Source organism: Nocardia mexicana NBRC 108244 (genome assembly GCF_001613165.1).
GTDB classification, from domain to species: domain Bacteria; phylum Actinomycetota; class Actinomycetes; order Mycobacteriales; family Mycobacteriaceae; genus Nocardia; species Nocardia mexicana.
Window position 1 is genome coordinate 35,148 of the sequence record NZ_BDBV01000120.1, and the last position, 7,442, is coordinate 42,589.

Here is a 7,442-nt window from a genome sequence, read left to right on the forward strand (position 1 = left end):
AGCGCCCGGAACTCGGCTCCGGGATGCCCGTGCAAGCTGTGACCTGCAGCTCTCACGGCGAAACATGCAGCGAGCCAATGCCGTTTAGGCTAGGTTTCTCTGATTATGTCCGTTGTACCGACGCCCGGCGCGGTCCCCGCCGTAGCTACCAGTGAGTACATCGGTCGGCAAGCAGATGTGGAGAGTCTGGAGGCCCGGCTCTTCAGCGGTGCGAGGCTGATCACCCTCATCGGTCCCGGCGGCATCGGCAAGACCAGGCTCGCCGCCGAGGCGTTGCGCCGGGCGCACCGAAGCCTGCATCTGGCCGTCTACTGGGTCGGTCTCGCCGAACTCGGGCCGGAATCGGTGACCGAGGACATGGTGCGATCGGCGATCCAGGTCGATGCGGGATCCCGGCCGCCACCCATCGCGCGCGACGGCCTGCCGTACCGAAAAGTGCTGGTGCTGGACAACTGCGAGCATGTACTCGCGGAGGTCGGCCGCATCGTCGGAAACCTGCTGGCCGATCCCGAACTGACGATCCTGGCCACCAGCCGCGAGCCGATCCGATGGGTCGACGAGCACATCGTGCCGGTGCCGCCGCTGTCCGCGGCGCATTCGCTCGCCCTGCTGCGCCGGCGCGCGGAACTCACCGGGCGGCCGATCCCGGAGGATCCCGAACCGCTGCGCATCGCCGAATTGATCTGCCGCCACGTCGATTACAACCCGCTGTTCATCCGGCTGGCCGCGGCCCGGCTGCGCTATCAGCCGCCGGCGGTGGTGCTGCGCGAGCTGACCGGCGACGCCGACGACAAGCGGCTGCAGTGGTCGCACGGCGCCCGCGCGGGCGCCGATGCGCGCCACCGCGGCGTGTACGACGTCATCGCCTGGTCGTTCGCGCTGTGCGGCGCCGAGGAACAGCTGCTGCTGGAGCGGCTGTCGGTATTCGCCGCGGGCTGCGAGACCGACGACGAGCAGGCGCTGCGCAACGGCATCGATCTGGACACGGTCGTGGCCGTGTGTGCCGACGACGAGTTGCCGCCGGAGCGGATCGAACCCCTGCTGGAGCGGCTGGCCGAGCGGTCACTGGTATCGGAGCATCTGACCGCCACTGCTGTGCGCTGGTACGTCGTCGAGAGCGTCCGGGTGTTCGCCAGGGCCCGGCTGCAGCGCCGCGAGCGGGACGCGGCCCGGACCACGGCGCGGCACCGCCGCTACTTCCGGGACGAAGTCGCTGCGGGGCAGTCGATCTGGCACGGCGAGCAGGCGCAGGACTGGCACGATCGGATGCGGGCGGGCTGGGACAACATCCTGCTCGCCGTCGAGACCGGCCTGGCCGATCCGGGGGAGGCGGTCGTCGCCCTGGAGACGGCGACCGGGCTGCTGTCGATGTGGATCCCGTACGCCACCGGGGGCGGGCCCGCCCTCACCCGGCTCACCGAGAGCGCGGTCGACGCCACCCGCGACGCCGACCCGCTGCCGACCGAGCTGCAGGTGCGGGCCATGGCCCTGCTGGCCTGGGTGGCCCTGTGGCAGGGCCGCAGCGCCGACGCGGCCCGGCTGCTCGACGCCTGCGCCACCGCCTGGCTGCCGGCGTCCGAGGCGGTCCGGTGGCGCGACTCCGCCGAGGAGGACCTCGGCCTGCCCGCACCGGTCGAATGGATCTGGGGACTGGAACTGTTCCTGGTGTACGCCGATCCCCGGGCGATCGGGGTGCTGGAGCGGTCCTGGCGCAAGTCGGTCGCCGCCGGCGATGTGGCCGGTTCGGAACTCAGCAGTGTCTTCGTCGCCCTGGCCGCCGCATTCGTCGGCGATCGTGAAGCGGCCCTGGACATTACGGAACGCATTCTCGCGCGCTCGATGGACTCCGGTTCGGTGCTCTCGCAGGGATGGGCCCGGCTGGCCCGGGCGGTTGCCCTGGTCAAGCACGGCGCGGCCGATGCGGCCGCGGCGCTCACGCACGGCGTGCTCGCACAGCATCTGATCGAGGGGGATATCTGGACGGTGAGCTGGGCGGTCGGCGCGCGGATCATGGTCGCCGCCCGAATTCTGCTGGAGGCCTCGGCAATCGGTGACGAGACCGCCCGCGCCGCGGCGGCCACCGAGATCGCGCGTCTGGTGGAGGTCTTCCGCACCTGCCACCGTACGATGGGCACAGTGATCGATCGGGTCGCGTTGATGACCGCACAACTCCAGGGTGCCGCAGACCTTGCCGCCGCCGTCCTCGACGACCAGGCTTACGCGAGCGCCGCGGCCGAGGGGGCGCGAGTGCGGCCGGAGTTCGATGCGCTGCGGCAGTTCGTCCTCGACGGCCAGACACCCGACCTGCCGACCCCGGTCCCGTCCGCGGCCGGTGCGACGCGCGCCGACCGGAAACCGGAAGGGCCGCAGTCGGTTCCGTCGTCGGCGCGGTGGAATACGCTGTCACGCGCGGAACGCGATGTCGCCGTCTTCGCGGCGGCGGGCTGGTCCAACCGGGCCATCGCCGACCACCGTCAGAGTTCCGTGCGGACCGTCGACGCCCAGGTCGCCACGATCCGGCAGAAGCTGATGACACCCACCCGGGCCGAGATCGCCCACCACATCCCCGAGGAATTGGCCGAACGAGTGCGACGCGAATCCGAATGCCGGCCGGCGCGAGCGCCGAGGCGGCGGCGGGGCTGATCACCGACCATGTCCGAGCAACCTCGCCATGGCAATGAGATCCCCGCCGCGGCAAGCGAATTCATCGGCCGTCACACCGAGCTGCGGCATCTCGGCGCGCTCCTGGTCGGCGGTGATGCCCGGCTGATCACGCTCGTCGGCACGGGCGGCATCGGGAAGACGGCGCTGGCCGCCGAGGGACTCCGGCGCTATCGCGACCCCGAACTCGATGCGGTGCACTGGATCCGATTGGCCAGGCTGGCGCCGGGGACCGACTCCGATACCGTCGCCGAGGAGGTGGTCGGCACGGTGCTGCGATCCGATATCGCGGGACGCAGCGCCTGGGAGTGCCTGGTCGAGACGTTCACCGCGACGGACGCGTACCGGACGTTCCTGGTGCTCGACAACTGCGAGCACGTGCTGGACGGTGTCCGCCCCCTGATCACCGCCCTGCTCGCCACGGTGCCGGGGCTGGTCGTCGTGGCCACCAGCCGGGAGCCGGTGGGCTGGGTCGACGAACAGGTCGTCGCCGTGCCCTCGCTGTCCGCCGCGCACGCCCTCGAATTGTTCCGATACCGCGCCGAACTCACCGGCCGGCCGCTGCCCGACGATCCCGACACCCACCGGCTCGCCGCGCGGATCTGCCAGCACACCGATCACAACCCGCTGTTCATCCGGCTGGCCGCGGCCCGGCTGCTGCACCGGCCGCTGTCCGCGGTGCTGCGCGAGCTCACCGGGGATACCGACGACAAGCGGCTGGAATGGTCGCACGGGGTCCGCGCGGGCGCCGAGGAGCGGCATCACAGCGTGCACGACGTCATCGCCTGGTCGTACGGATTATGTACGGGCAGTGAGCAATTGCTGCTGGAGCGGATGTCGATCTTCGCGGCCGGGTTCGACCCGGTCTGCGACGACAACCGCGCCTGCAGCGGGGCGGAAACGGACGCGATCGTGGCCGTCTGCGGGGACGACCCGCTGTCGCCGGAGCGGGTGCTGCAGCTGCTGGAGCGGGTGGTGGAACGCTCCCTGGTATCCACGCACATGACCGCGACATCGGTGTACTACTACCTGCCGGAGAGTGTGCGGGTCTTCGCGCGAGAGCAGCTGCGCCGGCGCGACCCCGACGCGGCGGCGCGGCTGCTGGCCCGCCATCGCCGGTACTACCGCGACGGCGTGGTCGCGGGCCATACCGCCTGGTACGGCCCGAACGAGGAGCAGTGGCTGGAATGGGCCCGGTCGGCCTGGGACAACATCCTGCTCAGCATCGAGTCCAGCCTCACCGATCCGGCGGAGGCGGTGATCGGCCTGACGAGCGCCAGTACCCTGATGGCCCTGCGGGTTCCGTTCGTCGCCGGTGCCAATCGCGCCGTCACCCACCTCACCGAGCAGGCGCTCGAGGTCACCCGCGGGGCCGACACCGCACCGGCCGAACTGCGGATCACCGCGGCGGCGCGGGTCGGCATCGCGGCCCTGTGGCAGGGGCGCAGCGCCTACACCGCGCAACTGCTCGACGAATGCGTCGCCGCCTACATGTCGGATCCCCAGCTGCGAATGACCTGGCGCCAGGACCCGGGAGTCGATATCGGCCTGCCCGCCGTGGTCGAGTTCACCTGGGGGCAGGAACTGCTGCTGATGGACGAGGATCCGCGCGCGATAGACGTATTGGCCCGGGCCAGAACGAAATTCGCCGCCGCGGGCGATCACGCCGGGGTGCGGCGCGCCGAGCTCAGTGCGTCGCTGGCGCGGGCGTTCCTCGGCGGTTCGGACTCCGGTCATCGGCAGCAGCTCGATCGATCGCTGGATGCCGTTGCCGGATGGGCGATCTCGGAGCCCGATCTGCGCACGCTGATCGATGATGCCACCGTCGACGGGCGACGGGATTCCGTGGCGCTGGCCCGCGCGATACTCAAACGCCATGTCGCCACGGGCAATACGTGGACGTCCGGTTGGATTGTCCACTGCTGCATAGGATCTCTGGCGCACGCACTGGCCGAGCGGATCGCGACCGGATACGCCGACCCGGCGGAACTCACGGCCGCCGCCACGGAGATCGCCGTCCTGCAGGGCGGTGTCGAGACGCTGCACCGGTCGATCGGTGTCGACCCGCACCGGGTCCCGCTGGTGGCGCGGGGGATCCAGCGCGCCGTCGAGGTGGCCACCTCGGTACTGGGGCGGCCCGGCTACGCCGCTGCGGCTCGGCGGGGCGCCCGCCTGCGCCCCGAACTCGAGGAACTGCAGCGGTACTTCCTGGGCACCCTGACGCTCGACGAGGAGCCCGATGAGCACTCCACCCCGCCCGTCGCCGGATCGTTGCACTGGGACGACCTGTCGGTCGCGGAGCAGGACGTCGCCGTGCTGGTGGCGGCCGGATGGCCCAACAGCGCCATCGCCGGTCGCCGGGGCACCTCAGTCCGCACGGTCGACGCCCAGGTGGTGTCCATTCGCCGAAAGCTGTTCGCGCGCAACAGGTCCGTGGTCATCGAGCACATTCCCGCAGAACTTTCCGAGCGGGTGCGAGCGGAGTCCCAGCAGCGGCCCGCACGGTCTCGTCAGTGAACGCGGGACCAGCGTATGCGCGCTGTCGGGCCCTGGCCTGCGTCCCGTCCTGAGCTCGGCACACGCCCCGATCTCGTTGTCCCCGGCACCCGCCTCGATCGTTGTCCCGGCACCCCGATCGTTGTCCCGGCACCCCGATCGTTGTCCCGGCACCCCGATCGTTGTCCCGGCACGCGCCTTCATCGTTGTCCCGGCACGCTTTTCGCCGGGATCGGTTCCCAGAACTGGGGAGATCCTAAGCTGACTGCATGTTTGCGGCATCGAGGAGTTGCTGATGCCCGCGGTTGCTCGTCTTCGCAGTCTCGCCGCCGAATCCTGGGAATGGCAGCTGCAGGGATCGTGCCGTGGCGTGGATTCGGCGGTGTTCTTCCATCCTGACGGTGAGCGCGGTCGCGCGCGGGCGGACCGGGAGCGCAACGCGAAGCGCATCTGCCGAGACTGCCCTGTCCTAGCCGCCTGCCGCGACTACGCGTTGTCGGCGGCGGAGCCGTACGGCATCTGGGGCGGCATGTCGGAGGACGAGCGGCGTAGGCACTCGAGAACCCGGCAAATGCCACCCATCCCACCGGGCGGTGTCCAGGAAGCCCCCGCACCGCATCGGGGCGCCCAGGACCCTCGCGATACGCGGGAAGTCGCCGCCCATCGCGGCGTGCGCCGGGAACCGGCCCTCGCCCACACCGGCCAAACTCCCCATCACTGGGAACCAAACTCATTGTGCGGCAGGTAATCTCGAACTCACTCCCGGGCCGCGACCCTCATACCCTCATCGCGGTCCGGGAGTAACTCATTGAGGTCGGCCGCGCGCACTGCTCGACGGCGAGGCGGCGGGCGTCGAATGTCTACTCCTCGCCGCCCTGGAGCACGAAATTGTAGGTGGAGTAGCGCGGGAAATCCGTACCCGCATCCTCCCAGCTGTAGTCGCGTCCGCCGATGTGATTGAGACGGATGCTGGAGTCGGCCATGATCCGAAATCCGCTGCGGTGCGCGCGTTCACAGAACGCGTAGTCCTCACCCAGGTACCAGTGGTTCTCGCCGTCGGGCTCGATCATCGGCAGGAAGTACGGCACGGTGGGGCGGTCGAATTGCGTGTTGCAGATCGGCAGGTTCTCGTGCTCGAAGATCGTCTCGTACACACTCCGGTGCGTGAAGAGGAAACCCGCTGCGGCGTATTTGATTTCCATCAGGCCGCCACCCTCGCCGAACAGGACCTGCTTGGTGTCCGGAAGCAGGTGGCAGGCAAGCTGGCGTGCACCCTTCTTCGGGTAGATCCCACAGACCATGGGCAGCCCGTGTTTGCGTAGCCTGTCGACCGAATCCGCCTCGAAGCCGATGTCCGCATCGATCCACATCAGGCCGTCGAAGTCGTCCTGCAGCGCATCGGTGGCCATCTGGCTGCGCCCCTGATCTATGGCGGAATGACCGGCCACGCAGCGCACCGTGTATCCGCGCCTTTCGAGTTCGGCGAGTTCGCGGGCGCAGGCGAGTTCGATGTGTCCGCCGATCGGAACAAGAACGACGCAACGAGACGGATCCATCGTGCGACCGTACGACCTGCGAGAGCAGGCTATTCACCAGCGTTGGGGATAGTTGACAATCGGAGTTGCCTCAGTGCGGGGATTTACATCGAACGTAGGGTGACACTGGCGATTATGTGTGTGAGGGCGACCGGACGGCTGGTCCGGCCATCGCGGTCGACGCCTCCCGCCGACAGCAGGGCGTGAGAGCTGGTGGCCAGGAATCTACTCGGGGAACTCTTCGATGCAGCGGTCAGGGCGCTGAGGAGGCAAGGCGACTACCTCCACTGGGCTACCGGCAGGCACATGACCGACCCCGCCCGTGCATCAGCCGACGCCTACAGTCACCAAGAGGAGGTCGGGCGTCACCTTTTGGAAGCTCTGGACCGCAACCGCCTTAACATCGGTCGCGGTAGCGACGGATCCTTCGATCCTAGCGAATTCAGGACTGCACTCGGTCGCCTTCAGGACCGAGTCGACCGGGACCCCGACTCAGCCGAAGCTGTGGCGATCGAGAACGCCATGCAAAGGCTGATGATGGATCACCCTGACGAATACAGGGAATGGGAGGCCGCAAGAGCGGCATCCCGATCTCGCGAACCCGGCAGTCCCAATGGCGATAACCCCGCCATCAATGGTCCCGGCAACGACGGGCCCGGTGTCGCTGGTCGTGGTGGTGACCGTTCCGGTGATGGTGGTCGCAATGAGACTGCGCCGCCGAATCCGGGGGGCCGGAATGAGACTGAGCCG

The 7,442-nt window shown here is 69.1% G+C and carries 4 protein-coding genes and 1 pseudogene; 4 read left to right on the forward strand and 1 reads right to left on the reverse strand.

All coding sequences use genetic code 11. The features are described from left to right. The first annotated feature begins 105 nt into the window (after positions 1-105). The 3 genes and pseudogenes from NM1_RS36675 to NM1_RS44350 form a co-directional block, all read left to right on the forward strand. Positions 106-2,643 (forward strand): ATP-binding protein, encoded by a 2,538-nt coding sequence (locus NM1_RS36675; RefSeq protein ID WP_114699443.1) that lies wholly within the window; start codon positions 106-108, stop codon positions 2,641-2,643. A 9-nt stretch (positions 2,644-2,652) separates the two neighbouring features. Then, positions 2,653-5,178 carry an ATP-binding protein gene (locus NM1_RS36680; protein WP_068031239.1) on the forward strand — a complete coding sequence of 842 codons (2,526 nt, stop codon included), beginning with the start codon at positions 2,653-2,655 and terminating at the stop codon, positions 5,176-5,178. A 274-nt stretch (positions 5,179-5,452) separates the two neighbouring features. Beyond that, positions 5,453-5,728, forward strand: a pseudogene (locus tag NM1_RS44350) (WhiB family transcriptional regulator); the annotation flags it as partial. A 289-nt stretch (positions 5,729-6,017) separates the two neighbouring features. On the opposite strand, the gene NM1_RS36685 reads toward NM1_RS44350, so the two are convergent. Further along, positions 6,018-6,713 (reverse strand): hypothetical protein, encoded by a 696-nt coding sequence (locus tag NM1_RS36685; RefSeq protein WP_068031242.1) that lies wholly within the window; start codon positions 6,711-6,713, stop codon positions 6,018-6,020. A gap of 285 nt (positions 6,714-6,998) precedes the next feature. On the opposite strand from NM1_RS36685, the gene NM1_RS43650 reads away from it, so the two are divergent. Further along, positions 6,999-7,442: hypothetical protein (locus NM1_RS43650; RefSeq protein WP_218022188.1), on the forward strand; the 444-nt coding region annotated here is incomplete at its 3' end.

Excerpts from the sequence above, each read along its gene's own strand:
- NM1_RS36675 (WP_114699443.1), top strand. The coding sequence starts at position 106 with ATGTCCGTTGTACCGACGCCCGGCGCGGTCCCCGCCGTAGCTACCAGT.
- NM1_RS36685 (WP_068031242.1), bottom strand. The coding sequence starts at position 6,713 with ATGGATCCGTCTCGTTGCGTCGTTCTTGTTCCGATCGGCGGACACATC.
- NM1_RS36680 (WP_068031239.1), top strand. The coding sequence starts at position 2,653 with ATGTCCGAGCAACCTCGCCATGGCAATGAGATCCCCGCCGCGGCAAGC.